Below are 15,955 nucleotides of genomic sequence, written 5' to 3' on the forward strand. Positions count from 1 at the left end.
GCGACGTCTTCCGGTGCGGACCGGTGCCGGGTGCGCGGGGCGGAACCCGGCACGGTCGGGCGTCGCCGCTGGTCACAGTCGTTGTCAGTGGGGCCGCATAGGCTGCGGAGCAGTGGGACGGCGCACGCGAATTCCGCCAGGGGGACCGATGAGCACGACCAGGACCACCACCGCCATGACGACGATCACCTTCACCGAGGACGAGCTGAACCCGTACATCGCACACGCCCCGGCCCGCCGCCGGCCGACCGGCCCGGGCCTGCGCGGCCTGCCGGGCGCCGAGCGACGGGAGACGGAGTCCGTCCTGCTCGACGGGATGACGGGAGAGATCTCGACGACGTACTTCTTCCACGACCGCCTCGACCTGATGGACGCCCCGCCGCTCGCACCGGCCCTGGAGAAGCTGCTCCGCTGCGCCACGGCCGTGGACGAACTGGCGGCCCTGCGCGGCCAGTTCGCCTGCTACGCCGGACGGCTCGGACCGCAGGCGGTGGCCGAGGCCTCCCGCCGGCTGCTGGCGGTGTTCGAGGCGGGCGCCGAGGGCCCGGGCGACGCCGGCGCCCTGTTCTGGAAGCTGGCCGCGGTGATCCGCCCGCTGGCCCTGATGGCCGGCCCGGGCACGACGTCAGGCCTGGCCCTGGACCTGCCGGTCCGGTTGCTGGACGAGGAGTTCGGCTCGGCGCGCGTCGTCCGCTTCGAGGACGTCGACGTCCCCGCCGCTCTCACGCACGCTCCGACCCGGCGCTTCCTGCGCGCGACGGGCCTGCCGGAGGAGGCCGCGCCGTTCTCCCTGGATCCGGACATGCCGCTGCGCACACTCGCCGAGCATCACGCCGACGACCGGGCCGCCCACGACGGCCGGGAGGCCGACCGCGACGGGGTCGGCGCCGGAAGCCGCCTCCCGGCGCACGCCGACCGCCTCATCCGGCTGGGGAGCCTCGTCGCGGACACCGGTCTCGTCGCGGACACCGGTCTCGTCGTGGACGGCGCCACGGGCGCGGTGCTGAGCTGGAGCGAGCCGGACCTCGCCCTGCGCCCGCTCAACGCCGACATCTCCACCCTCGCGTTCACCCTCTGGCTGCTGAGGCGCGAGCGGGCCCTGGACGCGCTGCGCGAACTGACCGAGGCCTGCGGCCGGCTCGCCGGCACGATGTCCCGCAACCTGGCGGCCACCGACGGGGCCCGCCGGCCCGGTCCGGTCCCCTGCGACGCCACCCCGGCCGACCCGGCGGACGCCTGACGATCCGGCACCACCACCCGGTGTCCTGGCGACGGACGAAGGCAAGGGCGACACCCTCCGGGGGTGCCGCCCTTGCCCCTTGCCCGGTCGGGCGCTGGAGACCGCGACGGGATTCGAACCCGTGTTACTCGCTTTGCAGGCGAGCCCCTGAGCCTCTCGGGCACGCGGTCGGGTCGGTGGCGGGATGCCGGCCCCGCCGTACTCGATGTGACGACCGTACGGGCGGGCCCGGACCGGGCTCAAGCAGCCGGACGGTGCTGCAACGGGACTGCCACACGCCGTTCATGAAAGGGGGCCAGGGAGCCTGCCGGGGCGGATGGGAGCCCTGGACCTAGTACCGAGGTCCCGGGTGGGGATCCGCCTTCCGACAGGTGTCAACCGCGGTTGCGCACCTTACGCTGGCGGGCATGGCAGCCCTCGAACCACGCGACGCCGTCGTCGCCGACGCCCCGGAGGACCCCGGCACGTCACCGGGTCCCGACGAGACCGTCCTCGGACGTCCCTATCGCGCCCTCAGCATCGGCATCGTCTCCGTCGTGCTGCTCATCGCCTTCGAGGCGACCGCCGTCGGGACGGCCATGCCTGTGGCGGCGCGGGAGCTCGACGGGGTGTCGCTCTACGCGTTCGCGTTCTCGGGGTACTTCACGACGAGCCTGTTCGGGATGGTGCTCGCCGGGCAGTTGTCGGACCGCAGAGGCCCGCTCGGGTCGCTCGCGGGCGGGATCGCGGCCTTCGCGGCGGGCCTCGTGCTCTCCGGCAGCGCCGGGACCATGTGGGTGTTCGTCCTCGGGCGGGCCGTGCAGGGGCTCGGGGGCGGCCTGGTGATCGTCGCGCTGTACGTCGTCGTCGGACGGGCCTATCCGGAGCGGCTGCGGCCCGCGATCATGGCCGCGTTCGCCGCGTGCTGGGTCGTGCCGTCGGTGGTGGGGCCGCTGGCCGCCGGCGCGGTGACCGAACGGCTGGGATGGCGCTGGGTCTTCCTCGGGATACCGGCCCTCGTCGTGCTTCCGCTCGCGCTGGCCCTGCCCCAGATACGGCGGCGCGCGGGGGGTCCCGTGGCGGGCACGGCGGTCGCGGCCTTCGACCGACGGCGGATCCGCCTCGCGCTCGCCGTCTCCCTCGGGGCCGGACTCCTGCAGTACGCCGCGCAGGATCTGCGGCCGCTCTCCGCGGCGCCCGCCGTCGCGGGGTGCGCGCTGCTCGTCCCCGCCGCGCTCGGACTGCTGCCGCGCGGCACCTGGCGTGCGGCGCGCGGGCTGCCCTCGGTCGTGCTGCTGCGCGGCCTGGCCGCCGGGTCGTTCATCGCCGCCGAGTCCTTCGTGCCGCTGATGCTCGTCACGCAGCGCGGACTGAGCCCCACCCTCGCCGGGTTCTCGCTCGCGGCCGGCGGAGGGACCTGGGCGCTGGGCTCGTGGGTGCAGTCGCGGCCGGGGTCGGAGCCCTACCGGCAGCGCCTCACCGTGCTCGGGATGGTGCTGGCGGCCGCCGCCGTCGCCGCGGCGCCCAGCGTGCTGGTGGCTTCCGTGCCGGTGTGGACCGTGGCCGTCGCCTGGGGCTTCGGGTGCTTCGGGATGGGCCTCGTCATCTCCTCGACCAGCGTGCTGCTGCTGCAGCTCTCCGCGCCCGAGGAGGCCGGCGCCAACTCCGCCGCCCTGCAGATCTCGGACGGGCTCTCCAACGTGCTGCTGCTCGCCGCCGGGGGAGCGGCCTTCGCGGCGCTCGGCGGCGGCGGTGTCGCGCACGCGGCCACGACCGCCGACGGCTCCTCGCACCCGGCCGCCTTCGCCGCCGTCTTCCTGCCGATGGCCGCGGTGGCACTCGCGGGCGCCTGGGTGGCGACCCGACTGCACGAGCGGCCGGCGTGACCGGCCCGGCGGCCCACGGGTGGCGAGCCTCCCCGAAGGGAAGGGGCGCCGGCCGGCGGTGACCGGGGCCGGGGTCCGGGCGAGGAACGTCACGCCGAGCAGGAAGGCCGGTACGCCGACGGGCAGGGCAGAGCGAGGCGAGGGCGACATGCTCGCGCCGTTGCCGCCGTTGCCGCCGTTGCCGCCGTTGCCGCCGTTGCCGCTCCGCTGTGAGCTGGGTCCCACCGGCGGGCGACGCGGCCTCGTCGGCGCGTTGACATCCGGGCCGCCGGTAGGGTGGCCCGGTTGTCATACGTAGCCGAGTAACGAGCAGCCCGACCCCCCGAACCGGAGACCGTGACTACCACCGCCGCCACCTCCACCTCCCACCACCTGTCGCCCGCCTTCCCCGGCCGCGCCCCCTGGGGCACCGCCGGCAAGCTGCGAGCCTGGCAGCAGGGGGCGATGGAGAAGTACATCCAGGAGCAGCCGCGCGACTTCCTCGCCGTCGCCACCCCCGGCGCCGGCAAGACGACGTTCGCGCTGACCCTCGCCTCCTGGCTGCTGCACCATCACGTCGTGCAGCAGGTCACCGTGGTCGCGCCGACCGAGCACCTGAAGAAGCAGTGGGCGGAGGCGGCGTCCCGGATAGGCATCCGGCTCGACCCCGAGTACAGCGCGGGCCCGCTCAGCAAGGACTACCACGGCGTCGCCGTGACCTACGCGGGCGTCGGCGTGCGCCCGATGCTGCACCGCAACCGCAGCGAGCAGCGCAAGACGCTCGTCATCCTCGACGAGATCCACCACGCGGGCGACAGCAAGTCGTGGGGCGAGGCGTGCCTCGAGGCGTTCGAGCCGGCGACCCGCCGTCTCGCGCTCACCGGCACGCCGTTCCGGTCGGACACCAACCCCATCCCGTTCGTGACGTACGAGGAGGGCGACGACGGCATCCGGCGGTCCGCCGCCGACTACACCTACGGGTACGGGTCGGCGCTCGCCGACCACGTCGTGCGGCCCGTCATCTTCCTCTCCTACAGCGGCAACATGCGCTGGCGGACGAAGGCCGGCGACGAGATCGCGGCCCGGCTCGGCGAGCCGATGACGAAGGACGCGATCAGCCAGGCCTGGCGCACCGCCCTCGACCCGCGCGGCGAGTGGATGCCGAGCGTGCTGCGCGCCGCCGACCAGCGCCTCACCGAGGTCAGGAAGGCCATCCCGGACGCCGGTGCGCTCGTCATCGCCTCCGACCAGGACTCCGCCCGCGCCTACGCCAAGCTGATCCGGGAGATCACCGGCTCGAAGGCGACCCTCGTCCTGTCCGACGACACCGGGGCGTCCCGTCGCATCGACGACTTCAGCGGCAGCACGGACCGCTGGATGGTCGCCGTGCGGATGGTGTCCGAGGGCGTCGACGTGCCGCGGCTCGCGGTCGGGGTGTACGCCACCACCATCTCCACCCCGCTGTTCTTCGCCCAGGCCGTGGGACGTTTCGTGCGGTCCCGGCGGCGCGGCGAGACCGCGTCGGTCTTCCTGCCGACCGTGCCCGACCTGCTCGGTTTCGCGGGGGAGATGGAGCGCGAGCGCGACCACGTCCTCGACAAGCCCAAGAAGCAGGGCGAGGAGGATCCGTACGCCGAGTCCGAGAAGGAGATGGACGAGGCGAACCGCGAGCAGGACGAGGACACCGGCGAGCAGGAGCAGTTCGCCTTCGAGGCGCTGGAGTCCGAGGCCGTCTTCGACCGGGTGACGTACAACGGGGCCGAGTTCGGCATGCAGGCCCACCCGGGCAGCGAGGAGGAGCAGGACTACCTCGGCATCCCGGGGCTGCTGGAGCCCGACCAGGTGCAACTGCTGCTGCAGAAGCGGCAGGCCAAGCAGATCGCGCACAGCAGGAAGCGGCCGGACGCCGAGGCCGATCTGCTGGAGCTGCCCGCCGAGCGTCGGCCGGTCGTCTCGCACAAGGAGATGATGGAGCTGCGCAAGCAGCTCAACACGATGGTGGCCGCGTACGTGCACCAGAGCGGCAAGCCGCACGGGGTGATCCACACCGAACTGCGGCGGGTGTGCGGCGGACCGCCGAGCGCGGAGGCGACCGCGGGACAACTGCGCCAGCGCATCGCCAAGGTGCAGGAGTGGGCGACCCGGATGAAGTGAGTCCCGGTCGCCGAAGCCCGGGAACGGGTGACCGGGAGTGGGCGACCGGGGGTGGGCGACCGGGCGGGGTGGATCCCGGCCGCGGGGGCGCCGCCGCGTCGACCCCGACGAAGCGCGTCGCGCCGGGCCCGCGGAGACCCCGTGGCGCGTCCTCGCGGTTCCCTGCGACCCCTTGCGCCTCACTGGCCCCGTCGGTCCCGCGGGGCGCATGCGCCGCCGCCGCGCTCCGTACGTACCGGGATAAATGCAGGTAGTCCCCACCGGTCCTTGACCGGATTCTGGACGGAGCCTTCCGCTCAGCGAACCGGCTTCGCTACTGTCCCGCTACGCACACGCCCCGTGGCAGCGCCGCCGCGGAGCGCAGCCGTGAAGCGACCGGGCCCGGACACGCCGGGGCCGTCTGTCGATCGGAGGCCTCTGTGGCGCGTCACTGACGGGACTCGGTGACGCCCCCGCCGCGACGGAGGCAGCCGACCTCACCACTTAAGGAGTGGGCGTCGTGACCGCGGAGACCTCTCAGACGCTCGACCGGGGACTGAAAGTCCTCAAGCTGCTGGCCGACACCGACCACGGGCTGACCGTCACCGAGCTTTCCAACAAACTGGGCGTCAACCGGACCGTCGTGTACCGGTTGCTCGCCACACTGGAGCAGCACGCGCTGGTACGGCGTGACCTGGGCGGACGAGCCCGGGTCGGCCTCGGCGTGCTGCGGCTCGGCCGCCAGGTGCATCCGCTGGTGCGGGAGGCCGCGCTGCCCGCGCTGCGCTCGCTGGCCGAGGACATAGGCGCGACCGCGCATCTGACGTTGGTGGACGGGACGGAGGCGCTCGCCGTCGCCGTCGTCGAGCCGACCTGGACGGATTACCACGTGGCGTACCGGGCGGGGTTCCGGCATCCCCTGGACCGGGGGGCGGCGGGCCGGGCGATCCTCTCCGCCCGGCAGAAGACGGCACGTCACGCGGACGAGCCCGGCTACACGCTGACGCACGGTGAGCTGGAGGCCGGCGCGAGCGGCGCGGCGGCCCCGCTGCTGGGCGTGACCGGCGTCGAGGGCAGCGTGGGCGTGGTGATGCTGGCCGACGCCGTGCCGGAGCGGGTCGGCCCGCGCGTCGTGGACGCGGCTCGCGAAGTGGCGGAGGCGCTGCGCTGACCTGGGCCGCATCGCGCCACCCGGCCACCCGGCCACCCGGCCACCCGGCCACCCGGCCACCCGGCCACCCGGCCACCCGGCCACCCGGCCACTTGGCCACCTGCGTCCGGGCCGTGCCACCCGCGTCCGGGCCGTGCCGCCCGCACTGCGGTCTTCCCACACGCGCTCCGCTCGCCCCGCACGCACGCCGGTCGCGCGGGCGGAGTGCGGGTGGCGAGCGCGAGGGCAGTCGGGGGCACGGGCATGGGCACCGCAGGCACGGTCGTCTCGAGCACGGTCGTCTCCAGCGGGGGCGTCGTCCAGCCGCGAGTCCCGGCGCCTCGTCACGTTAGATTGACTCCGTGCTCTCTCGCCTCTCACGCCCCCGGGCTCTCGCCGTCTGCGCCCTGCCCCTCGTGGTGCTGCTCGCCACGGCCGCGTTCGCGCCACTGCCGTTCTCGGTGGCGCAGCCGGGGATGACGGCGAACGTCCTCGGCGACAACAAGGGCACCCCGGTGATCACGATCTCCGGCGCGCCCGTGCGGGACACCAGCGGACAGCTGCGCATGACGACGATCGAGGCGACCGGCCCCGACGCGCGCGTCACGCTCGGTGATGTGCTCGACGGCTGGTTCCGCACCGACCAGGCGATCATGCCGCGCGACGCGGTGTACCCCAGCGGGGAGAGCACCAAGGAGATCGAGCGGCACAACACCGAGCAGATGCAGGACTCCCAGGACGCGGCGACCCAGGCGGCGCTGGCCTATCTGAAGCTGGGCGAGGACGACGTCGACGTCACGCTGAAACTGGCCGACGTGGGCGGCCCCAGCGCCGGGCTGCTGTTCTCGCTCGGAATCGTCGACAAGCTCGACGGCGACGGCTCCGGCGGCGACCTCACGGGAGGCCGCACGATCGCCGGCACGGGCACCATCGACGCCGGCGGCAAGGTCGGCGCGGTCGGCGGGGTGGCCCTGAAGACGCAGGCCGCCCGGCGGGACGGCGCGACCGTGTTCCTCGTCCCCAAGGAGGAGTGCTCCGACGCGAAGTCAGAGCTGCCCAAGGGGCTTCGGCTGGTCCCGGTCACCACGCTCAAGGGCGCGGTGAACGCGCTCGTCGCGCTGGAGAAGGGCAGGGGCCCGGTCCCCAGCTGCTGAGCGCCGGCCACCGCACGGCCCTCCTCCGGTCGGCCGTCCGCCCGGCCTCCGCTCCCCCCGACCCTGCCCGGCCCCCGCCCCCTTGGCTCTGCCGCCAGCCCCCGGCCCCGCCCGGCCTCACCGCCCTCTGTCGACCGCGTCCTCTCCGGGCCGTCGTGCGGCCTGCTCCGCGGCCTGCTCCGCCGCCTGTTCCACGAGTGGGATGACCCGCAGCGGGACGGGGTTCTCCATCACGATCGCGGTGGAGGCCCGGACGATGCCGTCGAAGCCGACGACCCGGTCGATCACCCGCTGGAGATCGGCGTTGGAGCGGGCCACCAGCCGGCACAGCATGTCCCCGCCGCCGGTGGTGGTGTGCAGCTCCAGCACCTCGGGCACCGAACCCAGGTGGGCCCGGACGTCGGCCCCCTGGCCCTGTCGGATCTGCAGTGTGGCGAACGCGGTGACCGGGTAGCCGAGGGCCGCCGGATCGACCTCGGGACCGAATCCCCGGATGACGCCGTTCGCCTGCAGCCGGTCGAGACGTGCCTGCACCGTCCCGCGGGCCACGCCCAGCCGCCGGGACATCTCCAGCACCCCCAGCCGCGGCTCCCGTGCCAGCAGCACGATGATCCGGCCGTCCAGACGATCGATCCCCATGGCGTCCGCCTCCACGATGGTCACCCTGTACAGAAAGCCCGCCGAAACCGCCGAGCAGCTGTACAGGTTGCCCAGGCGATACGCGAACTATTGCGCATCTTGCAGTGCTGGCGCGAGGCTTTCGTTATGACCCAGACCACACACCTCACTCCCGACACCGCGCGGCAGGCAGACCCCTTCCCGGTCAAGGGAATGGACGCGGTCGTCTTCGCCGTGGGCAACGCCAAACAGGCGGCGCACTACTACTCCACCGCCTTCGGCATGAAACTGGTCGCCTACTGCGGACCCGAGACCGGTAACCGCGAGACCGCCTCGTACGTGCTCACCAACGGCTCGGCCCGCTTCGTCCTCACCTCGGTCGTCAAGGCCGCCACCGCCTGGGGCGGATTCCTGGAGCGGCATGTGGCCGAGCACGGCGACGGCGTCGTCGACCTCGCCATCGAGGTCCCGGACGCCCGCGCCGCCTACGCCTACGCCATCGAGCACGGCGCCCGCTCCGTCGCCGAGCCCTACGAGCTCAAGGACGAGCACGGCACGGTCGTCCTCGCCGCGATCGCCACCTACGGCGAGACCCGGCACACCCTCGTCGACCGCTCCGGCTACGACGGCCCCTACCTCCCCGGCTACGTGAGCGCCGACCCGATCGTCGAGCCCCCCGCCCAGCGCACCTTCCAGGCCATCGACCACTGCGTCGGCAACGTCGAGCTCGGCCGGATGAACGAGTGGGTCGGCTTCTACAACACGGTCATGGGCTTCACGAACATGAAGGAGTTCGTGGGCGACGACATCGCCACCGAGTACAGCGCGCTGATGTCGAAGGTGGTGGCCGACGGCACGCTCAAGGTCAAGTTCCCGATCAACGAGCCCGCCGTCGCCAAGAAGAAGTCCCAGATCGACGAGTACCTCGAGTTCTACGGCGGCGCCGGCGTCCAGCACATCGCGCTCAACACCAACGACATCGTGCAGACCGTCCGCACGATGCGCGCGGCCGGGGTGCGGTTCCTCGACACCCCCGACTCCTACTACGACACCCTCGGCGAGTGGGTCGGCGACACCCGCGTCCCCGTCGACACCCTGCGCGAGCTGAAGATCCTCGCCGACCGCGACGAGGACGGCTACCTGCTGCAGATCTTCACCAAGCCGGTCCAGGACAAGCCGACCGTGTTCTTCGAGATCATCGAACGCCACGGCTCGATGGGATTCGGCAAGGGCAACTTCAAGGCCCTCTTCGAGGCGATCGAACGGGAGCAGGACAAGCGCGGCAACCTGTGACCGGCGGGCCGACCGTCGGGTCGCGCCACACCGCGCACGCGCGCCGATTCCGGCCGCGGCGCTAGTCGGGCAGTTCGGCCGGGGGCGGCTCCTCGCCGAGGCCGGCGAGGGCGGCCCGGGCCGCCGGGCCGAACAGGGGCGAGAAGTTCGGGTTGATCCGCAGCGCCTCCTGAAGATGGCGTCGCGCGGGGCCGTCCTTCCCCAGCGCCCGTTCGATCACCGCCAGGTGGTGCACGTACGGCGCGCTGTACACCGCGCCCCCGTGCACCCGGTCGGTGGCGATCGAGGCGAACCTCAGCGCCGCCTCGTCGTCCCCGGCCCGGTGCAGCGCCCAGCCCAGCGCGTCCGCGACGGCGACGCCCGGCTGCCGCCGCCACTCGGCCCGCAGTCGCCGCACCGCCGACGCCGGGTCCCCGTGGTCCGCCTCGAACCGGCCGAGCGTCAGCTCCCCGTCGACGCCGCCGGCCGACTCCTGCCGGACCAGTGCCCGCAGCCGGTCGTACTGCACCCGCGCCGCCTGGGCCAGCCCCAGCGACTCGTACAGCTCGCCCAGCTCCAGCGCGTACTGCGGCAGCGGCTGCCGTTCCAGCGCCACCCGGTACGCGCTCAGCGCCTCCGTCGTCCGCCCCAGCGCCGCCAGCGCCCTGCCCTGACCGGCCTGCGCCGCCCGCTGGTCCGGGTCGAGCCGGACCGCCTCCTGGAAGTGCCGCAGCGCGTCCTGCGGCTCACCGCGCTCCCAGGCGAGCTGCCCGGCCCGCTCCAGCCACGCCGCCTGCTCGGCGGGGGAGACGGCGCCGACCGCCGCGTCCGCCAGCGCGGCCTGCGCGTCCTCACGCCGGCCCCGGTCCCAGTAGACGCCCGCCGCCCGTCCCCGCACGGCAGGACCGGAGTGCAGCGCCGTCATCGCGTCCAGGGCCTTCAGGGCCTTCTTGTAGTCCCCCATGCCGGTGTACGCGTCGATGAGCTGCGGATACGTCGTCCAGCGCTTCGGCGCCTCCTTGCGCGCGGCCTCGCCCCAGCGCAGTGCCGCGGGGAAGTCCCGGCGGGCGTTGGCCAGCGCGGCGAGACCGCCGAGGGCGTCCGCGTTGCCCCGGGGGCGGGCCTTGAGCGAGGCCCGCAACGCCCGCTCGGCCTTCGGGTACAGGACGGCGACCTCGGCGGTGCGCCGGCCCTGCTCGAGGTACGCCGTGCCGAGCACCGCCCAGGACCGGGCGTCCCCGGGACGCTCCCGCACCGCCCGCTCCCGTTCCTCGATCAGTGCCGCCAGTTCGGGCAGCGCGGCCGCCACCCCCGCCCGCACCGCCGATCCCGCCTGGGCACCCGGAGCCGCCACCGGCGCGCCGTGTCCCGACGGCCCCTCGCCGGGCAGACACACCAGCACCCCGCCTCCCAGCACCAGACACCCCGCGAGCGAGCCGACGACCAGACGCCGGCGCCGTCGCCGGCGCACGGCGGAGGCTTCCTCGCCCTCCCCGGAACCCTCCTCCGCGGCTCCTGCGGCGGCTTCGTCGACGGCCTGCGCGGCGGGTTCCCCGGCGGCTGCCGCGAGCGCCTCCGCAGGAGTCCCGTCGGGGGCGGTGCGCTCTTCGGCGGCGCGCTCCTCGTTCTCCATGGCGCTCACTGTGCGTCAGTACGACGACCGTGCGACGTCAGCCGGAGGGTCCCCGGACGGGGGTTCACACCGATGGCCCCGGAGTGCGAGCCTGTGATCATGAGCCGTTGGGAAGCACCAGCCGAAGAAGACACCGCGGCGACCGACGAGACCGCGGCCACCGACGAAACCACGACGACCGACGAAACCGCGCCGCCGCACGACACGGCGGCGGCGCACGGCATCGCGGCGGCCGGCGGCCTGCTGGACCGGCTGCGCGCCGGCCTGCCGGACGGGTCCGTCCTCACCGACCCCGACGTCACGGCCTCCTACGCCAACGACATGGCGAGCTTCTGCCCGTCCGGCGTCCCGGCCGTCGTCGTGCTGCCGCGCACCGCGGAAGAGGTGCAGCACGTCCTGCGCACGGCGAGCGAGCTGCGCGTCCCGGTCGTCCCGCAGGGCGCCCGCACCGGTCTGTCCGGAGCCGCCAACGCCTCCGACGGCTGCATCGTCCTGTCCCTGACCCGGATGGACCGCATCCTCGAGATCAACCCGGTCGACCGGATCGCCGTCGTCGAACCCGGCGTCGTCAACGCGGCCCTCTCGCGTGCCGTGGGCGAGCACGGCCTGTACTACCCGCCCGACCCGTCGAGCTGGGAGACGTGCACGATCGGCGGCAACATCGGCACCGCCTCGGGCGGACTGTGCTGCGTGAAGTACGGGGTGACGGCCGAGTACGTCCTCGGACTCGACGTGGTGCTCGCCGACGGACGGCTGATGTCCACCGGCCGCCGCACCGCGAAGGGCGTCGCCGGGTACGACCTCACCCGCCTGTTCGTCGGCTCCGAGGGCTCGCTGGGCGTCGTCGTGCGGGCCGTCCTCGCCCTGAAGCCGCGGCCGCCGCAGCAGTTGGTGCTGGCGGCCGAGTTCGCCTCGTCCTCCTCCGCCTGCGACGCGGTGTGCCGGATCATGGCGGGCGGACACGTGCCGTCCCTCCTCGAACTGATGGACCGCACGACCGTCAGGGCCGTCAACGCCCTGACCCGCATGGGCCTGCCGGAGTCCACCGAGGCCCTGCTGCTCGCGGCCTTCGACACCCCCGACCCGGCCGCGGACCTCGCCGTCGTCGGCGCGCTGTGCGAGGCGGCCGGCGCCACCCGGGTGGTCCCCGCCGACGACGCTGCCGAGTCCGAACTCCTGCTCCAGGCACGGCGGTCGTCGCTCGTCGCGCTGGAGGCCGTCAAGGGCACGACGATGATCGACGACGTGTGCGTGCCGCGCTCCCGGCTCGCCGAGATGATCGAGGGCGTTGAACGCATCGCCCACGCACACGGACTGACCATCGGGGTCGTCGCCCACGCCGGAGACGGCAACACCCACCCCACGGTCTGCTTCGACGCGGCGGACCCCGACGAGTGCCGGCGCGCCCGCGCGTCCTTCGACGAGATCATGGGCCTCGGCCTGGAACTCGGCGGCACCATCACCGGCGAGCACGGCGTCGGCGTGCTGAAGAAGGAGTGGCTGGCCCGCGAGATCGGCCCGGTGGGCGTCGAGATGCAGCGCGCCGTCAAAGCCGCCTTCGACCCGCTGGGCATCCTCAACCCGGGCAAGCTGTTCTGAGACCGGGCACGCCCTCGTGAGCCGCCCGGCCTCCGCCCCGGCGGCTCACTCGCCGTCCCGGGACTCGTCCGACGGCCACGGGTCGCACAGCCACAGGTCGTCCGCGGGCGTCGGGGCGAGCAGCTCGGCCAGCGCGTCGTCGATGCCGAGCCGGTCGCCCTCGGCGCCCGGGGGCACCGCCCGCAGGGTCCGCTCCAGCCAGGCCGAGACCTGGGCCGCCGGCGCTTCGAGCAGGGCGTCCCCGTCGGGCGAGCTCAGCGCCATCAGCACCACGCTGCGCCCCTCCGACTTCGTCGGCCACACCCGTACGTCCCCGTACCCGCACGGCCGGAACACCCCCTCCACCAGCAGTTCGCGGGCGAACGTCCAGCCCACCGGGTGCGCGGAGTTGATGTGGAAGGTCACGTGGACGGCGAACGGGTCGTCGGTGCGGTAGCCGAGCCGGGCCGGCACCGGGACGGCGCGCTCCGGCGACAGGATCAGTCTGAGCTCCAGCTCGCGCTCCACCACGGTGTGCTGCATGTCGTTCTCCTCTCGTCGACGGGCCCGTTCGCGGCCCGTGGGCGGGCCCGTGTGCGGGCTCGTACGAGTGGAGAGCCGCCGGCGCCGCATCCATTACGCGGGTCTGCGGAAATTTTTTCGGCGGACTTCCGGCACCGGCCCGGTGCGGACCCTCCGAGTCCGCTGCGGACGGTTCCGAACGTGTGAAGAGCGTGCACGGGGTTGCCCGGAAAGGGGCGGGTCCGCCAGGACTGGCGGTGGGGCTTGCGTCCGTCTGATAGATGTGGAGCCCCCCATCCCACCCCCGAGCAGATACGGGACGACGGACATGAGCGCCCCAACCCCGGCACCCGGCGACGACAGGCCCCGCGAGGGGTATTACCCGGACCCGTCCATCCCTGGATACGTCCGGTACTGGAACGGTTCCGCCTGGGTGCCGGGCACCAGCCGGCCGGCCCCGTCCGACGGCCGACCGCTCACCGCCCCGTCCGGCGGCTCGCCCGCCGCCCCGGTGGAGGAGACCGGCCCGCACTTCTTCGACGAGGACCCCCAGCCCGACGGTCCCGCCCCGGTGAACCCGTACAGCGGCCGTCCCGAACCGGCCGCGGCGTGGGGCGCGGACCGTTCCCACCAGTCCGGCTTCGGCGGCGACCAGGACCGCCGGGTCTCCTGGGGCGCTCCGCCGGCCGCCGACCCGAGAAGGCCCTCGCCCGCCCAGGTCCAGCCCGACGGCGCCTCGACGAGCACCGACGGCATGACGACGATCCCGCCCGCCGAGCCGGAGGCGGGCGCGGCCGCCGGGGACGTGGTCTCCGGGGGCACGTTCGTCTTCCGCCGGCCGACCGCGGGCGACGGCACCCCGGCCGCGCCCCCCGGGTTCGGAGCCGGCAAGGCGGCGGCCGACCGGGCGGCCGCGCCGGGACCGGGCGCCCCGGCTCCGCAGGGGCCCGCGCGGATCCCGTCCCCGCAGGGTCCCGCGCAGGCCGCGGCGGCTCCCGGCCCGCAGGGCCACGGGTTCCCGCCCGCGCCCTCGGCGCCCTCCGCTGCCCAGTCCGCCGGGCCGTCCGTCGCACAGGCGCCCGCGCCCGCGTCCGCCTCCGCGCCGCCGTCCGCGCCTCAGCAGTTCCCTCAGCCCGGTCAGCCCGCCCAGCCCGGTCAGCCTGCTCCGGGCGTGCCCCACCAGAGCACCGGCCCAGGCGGCCCGGGCGCCGTTCAGTCACGGCCGGCCGCGGCCCCCGCCGCATCCGCCCCCATGGCCGCGGGGGCCGGGGGCGGCCAGCCCTCCTGGGCGCAGCAGGTGCACCGGCTCACCGGAGCCGAGGACGGACCCGTCACGCCCTGGAAGCCGCCGGTCGACGATGTCTTCCAGGCGGCCGCCCGGCGTCAGGCCGAGGCGCGTCCCGCGGGCCTGGGCAAGCGGCTGGCCGCCCGCCTCGTGGACACGCTCGTCCTCGGGGCCGTCACCGCCGGAGCCGCCCTGCCGCTCGGCGTGCGGGCCCTCGACCACGTCGACGAGAAGATCGACGCGGCCAAGCTGAGCGGAGAGACCGTCACGGTCTGGCTGCTGGACGGCACGACGGCGGTGTACCTGGGGATCGTCCTCGCCGTCCTGCTGGTCTTCGGGATCCTCTACGAGGCGCTGCCGACCGCCAGGTGGGGCCGCACGCTGGGCAAGAAGCTGCTGGGGCTCCAGGTGCGCGACATCGAGGGCGGCGAACCCCCGTCCTACGGGGCGGCCCTGAGCCGCTGGCTGGTCTACAGCGTGCCCGGTCTGCTGGCCGTCGGAGTGGTGGGCGTCCTGTGGGGCCTGTTCGACCGGCCGTGGCGGCAGTGCTGGCACGACAAGGCGGCGCACACGTTCGTCGCCGGCTGACCGGGGCCCCGGCCGGCCCGGCCCGGCGGGCGTACCCCGGACGGCCGCTCGCCGGGTGCGGAGCCGGGGGGTTCGCGGTCGACTCGGGGGCATGACCAACGAACCGCCTCCCGGATCCGGCGGTGGCGAGCCGCCGGAGGACGACCCGCTCTGGAAGCGGCCGCCGCAGCCACCGCCCGACGAGGGGCCGCCCCCGTTCGGCCAGGGGCGGGGCTCGCCGTACGACGCCCCGCAGGACCCGTACGGGGGCGGGCCGGGCGGCGGAGGACCCTACGGAGGCGGTCCTCGGGGAGGCGGCCCCTACGGCGGTGATCCCTACGGCGGCGGCGGGGGCGACCCTTACGGCGGTTACCCGGCGGACCCTCTCGCCGGGATGCCGCCGCTCGCCGACAGCGGCAGGCGCACACTGGCCCGGATCATCGACATGATCCTCGTCTTCGTGGTGGTGTCGCTGCTGGCATGGGCGTTCGGGGTGGCGCAGTACACCGTGGACGCGGACCGGATCGAGTTCGGCAAGACCTTCGGGCGGGAGCTCGTCGCCGCGATCCTGTACGTCGCGTACGACACGATCCTCATCGCCCGTACGGGTCAGACGCTGGGCAAGAGGTGGCTCGGCATGCGGGTGGCCAACCTCGACAACGGCTCGACGCCCTCCGCACAGACGTCCCTGGTGCGCGCCCTGGTGCTGTGGGTTCCGTTCGCGTTCTGCTGCGCCTGTCTGTGGACGGCGGTCTGCGGCGGCTGGAGCTACTTCGACAAGCCCTACAAGCAGGGCCTGCACGACAAGGCGGCCAAGACGGTGGTGGTCGCCACCCGTTGACGCGCCGTACGGCGGCGGCGGGGGGGGCGGGGTCGGGGGCGGGCCGTACGGTGGGGCGGCGCGCCCCCGAGCGGGCGGGCGGGGGCGGGTGGGGGGAGGGGGGGCGGGCCGGGCGGGG

General features: G+C 74.3%; 12 protein-coding genes and 1 tRNA gene. 9 read left to right on the forward strand and 4 right to left on the reverse strand.

What is annotated here, in order from left to right; genetic code table 11:
• Positions 1-148 precede the first annotated feature (148 nt).
• Positions 149-1,240, forward strand: coding sequence for an SUKH-4 family immunity protein (locus tag ACH4ZA_RS17810; RefSeq protein WP_398430221.1), 1,092 nt, complete (start codon positions 149-151; stop codon positions 1,238-1,240).
• 95 nt (positions 1,241-1,335) lie between these two features.
• Here the strand turns inward: ACH4ZA_RS17810 and ACH4ZA_RS17815 are convergent.
• Positions 1,336-1,410: transfer RNA gene (locus ACH4ZA_RS17815), tRNA-Cys, on the reverse strand.
• Positions 1,411-1,647: 237 nt separating this feature from the next.
• On the opposite strand from ACH4ZA_RS17815, the gene ACH4ZA_RS17820 reads away from it, so the two are divergent.
• The 4 genes from ACH4ZA_RS17820 to ACH4ZA_RS17835 all read left to right on the forward strand — a co-directional run bounded on the left by ACH4ZA_RS17820 (position 1,648) and on the right by ACH4ZA_RS17835 (position 7,521).
• Positions 1,648-3,105 (forward strand): MFS transporter, encoded by a 1,458-nt coding sequence (locus ACH4ZA_RS17820; protein WP_398430222.1) that lies wholly within the window; start codon positions 1,648-1,650, stop codon positions 3,103-3,105.
• 336 nt (positions 3,106-3,441) lie between these two features.
• On the forward strand, positions 3,442-5,238 hold the full coding sequence (locus tag ACH4ZA_RS17825) for a DEAD/DEAH box helicase (RefSeq protein ID WP_319276374.1): 1,797 nt from the start codon (positions 3,442-3,444) through the stop codon (positions 5,236-5,238).
• Between the two features lie 499 nt (positions 5,239-5,737).
• The gene (locus ACH4ZA_RS17830; RefSeq protein WP_057574434.1) at positions 5,738-6,388 is read left to right on the forward strand and encodes an IclR family transcriptional regulator; all 651 of its coding nucleotides are present in this window, start codon (positions 5,738-5,740) and stop codon (positions 6,386-6,388) included.
• Between the two features lie 341 nt (positions 6,389-6,729).
• Positions 6,730-7,521: a S16 family serine protease gene (locus ACH4ZA_RS17835; RefSeq protein ID WP_319276375.1), complete on the forward strand. Its 792-nt coding sequence runs from the start codon at positions 6,730-6,732 to the stop codon at positions 7,519-7,521.
• 117 nt (positions 7,522-7,638) lie between these two features.
• Here the strand turns inward: ACH4ZA_RS17835 and ACH4ZA_RS17840 are convergent, their stop codons facing one another.
• Positions 7,639-8,160 carry an Lrp/AsnC family transcriptional regulator gene (locus ACH4ZA_RS17840; protein WP_319276376.1) on the reverse strand — a complete coding sequence of 174 codons (522 nt, stop codon included), beginning with the start codon at positions 8,158-8,160 and terminating at the stop codon, positions 7,639-7,641.
• A 126-nt stretch (positions 8,161-8,286) separates the two neighbouring features.
• Between ACH4ZA_RS17840 and hppD the strand changes: the two genes are divergently transcribed.
• Positions 8,287-9,432 carry a 4-hydroxyphenylpyruvate dioxygenase gene (gene hppD, locus ACH4ZA_RS17845; protein ID WP_319276377.1) on the forward strand — a complete coding sequence of 382 codons (1,146 nt, stop codon included), beginning with the start codon at positions 8,287-8,289 and terminating at the stop codon, positions 9,430-9,432.
• Positions 9,433-9,493: 61 nt separating this feature from the next.
• Here hppD and ACH4ZA_RS17850 read toward each other — a convergent pair whose 3' ends face one another.
• Entirely contained in the window at positions 9,494-11,044 is a 1,551-nt protein-coding gene (locus tag ACH4ZA_RS17850; RefSeq protein ID WP_398430224.1) for a tetratricopeptide repeat protein, read from the reverse strand.
• A 93-nt stretch (positions 11,045-11,137) separates the two neighbouring features.
• On the opposite strand from ACH4ZA_RS17850, the gene ACH4ZA_RS17855 reads away from it, so the two are divergent.
• Positions 11,138-12,643, forward strand: a complete 1,506-nt coding sequence (locus ACH4ZA_RS17855; protein WP_398430226.1) for an FAD-binding oxidoreductase — start codon at positions 11,138-11,140, stop codon at positions 12,641-12,643.
• A 45-nt stretch (positions 12,644-12,688) separates the two neighbouring features.
• On the opposite strand, the gene ACH4ZA_RS17860 is transcribed toward ACH4ZA_RS17855, so the two are convergent.
• The gene (locus ACH4ZA_RS17860; RefSeq protein ID WP_319276380.1) at positions 12,689-13,165 is read right to left on the reverse strand and encodes an SsgA family sporulation/cell division regulator; all 477 of its coding nucleotides are present in this window, start codon (positions 13,163-13,165) and stop codon (positions 12,689-12,691) included.
• Positions 13,166-13,472: 307 nt separating this feature from the next.
• On the opposite strand from ACH4ZA_RS17860, the gene ACH4ZA_RS17865 reads away from it, so the two are divergent.
• Both ACH4ZA_RS17865 and ACH4ZA_RS17870 read left to right on the forward strand, forming a co-directional pair.
• Complete coding sequence (locus ACH4ZA_RS17865) at positions 13,473-15,017, forward strand: RDD family protein (RefSeq protein WP_398430227.1); 1,545 nt, start codon at positions 13,473-13,475, stop codon at positions 15,015-15,017.
• 91 nt (positions 15,018-15,108) lie between these two features.
• A complete protein-coding gene (locus ACH4ZA_RS17870; RefSeq protein WP_319276382.1) occupies positions 15,109-15,837 on the forward strand; it encodes an RDD family protein in 729 nt (242 codons plus the stop codon).
• The last annotated feature ends 118 nt before the right edge of the window (positions 15,838-15,955 follow it).

Source organism: Streptomyces sp. NPDC020597 (assembly GCF_044335095.1).
Taxonomy (GTDB): Bacteria; Actinomycetota; Actinomycetes; order Streptomycetales; family Streptomycetaceae; genus Streptomyces.

Bases quoted from the DNA above. Each gene is read 5' to 3' on its own strand.
- ACH4ZA_RS17860 (WP_319276380.1), bottom strand. From the start codon at position 13,165: ATGCAGCACACCGTGGTGGAGCGCGAGCTGGAGCTCAGACTGATCCTG.
- ACH4ZA_RS17820 (WP_398430222.1), top strand. From the start codon at position 1,648: ATGGCAGCCCTCGAACCACGCGACGCCGTCGTCGCCGACGCCCCGGAG.
- ACH4ZA_RS17810 (WP_398430221.1), top strand. From the start codon at position 149: ATGAGCACGACCAGGACCACCACCGCCATGACGACGATCACCTTCACC.
- ACH4ZA_RS17870 (WP_319276382.1), top strand. From the start codon at position 15,109: ATGACCAACGAACCGCCTCCCGGATCCGGCGGTGGCGAGCCGCCGGAG.
- ACH4ZA_RS17865 (WP_398430227.1), top strand. From the start codon at position 13,473: ATGAGCGCCCCAACCCCGGCACCCGGCGACGACAGGCCCCGCGAGGGG.
- hppD (WP_319276377.1), top strand. From the start codon at position 8,287: ATGACCCAGACCACACACCTCACTCCCGACACCGCGCGGCAGGCAGAC.
- ACH4ZA_RS17840 (WP_319276376.1), bottom strand. From the start codon at position 8,160: ATGGGGATCGATCGTCTGGACGGCCGGATCATCGTGCTGCTGGCACGG.
- ACH4ZA_RS17850 (WP_398430224.1), bottom strand. From the start codon at position 11,044: ATGGAGAACGAGGAGCGCGCCGCCGAAGAGCGCACCGCCCCCGACGGG.